Annotated in this window: 1 protein-coding gene; it reads right to left on the reverse strand. The window is 33.7% G+C overall.

Annotation, left to right across the window (positions count from 1 at the left end):
* Positions 1-11 precede the first annotated feature (11 nt).
* A complete protein-coding gene (locus tag AC1DTM_RS30110; RefSeq protein ID WP_002110252.1) occupies positions 12-623 on the reverse strand; it encodes a TetR/AcrR family transcriptional regulator in 612 nt (203 codons plus the stop codon).
* Positions 624-715: the final 92 nt, after the last annotated feature.

Raw genomic sequence — 715 nt, forward strand, 5'->3', positions numbered from 1 at the left:
GTTATAATGTGCTATTTATATAACCCCGTCGTATACATTTCCGTCAATGTATACACTATTTCTTCTACATCAATTTTTTTATCATTTTGAACGATTGTCCAAAGGAACATTTCATTCATAGAGAACCAGCCGCATGCGACAATCTCTTTATTTAACTTAGTTCGTACTAATTCATTTTCCAGGGAATGAGTAATGTCTTGTATAATCCGTGTTACAAAGCGTTCGCGAATCTCATCCCATTTTTGACGTATTTCTTTTGAGGTTCTTATTGCTTCTTCAACAACTTGTAATATAGCTCTTTCTTCTTGTGCTAACTGTAAAAAAGCGCGCACTTGATTCTGAATCATATCTCGTGCTTCGGCCTTTGTTTGAGGGGAAAAAGAGCGATCAGCAATATCATAAAAGCGATTCATCACACCTTCCATCAAAACGACGAGGAGAGCATCTTTGTTTTTAAAGTATACATATGCTGTTCCATAACCAGTTTCTGCATGTTTAATAATTTGCGTGATTGTAGTTTTCTGAAATCCGTTTTTTATAAAAATAGTATAACCGGAATGTAATAGTTTCTTTTTCGTTTCTAAGGAGCGGTGTTTTCTTGTTGAAAGAGTAGTGTTTTTCAAGGAATCACCTCTTTATACTGAAATATCTGAAAATATAATTGTATTGTAAAAGAAGTTCGTATATAAAGTCAACTGACATAATATCATTGACG

The organism is Bacillus sp. P4_D3 (assembly GCF_056401855.1).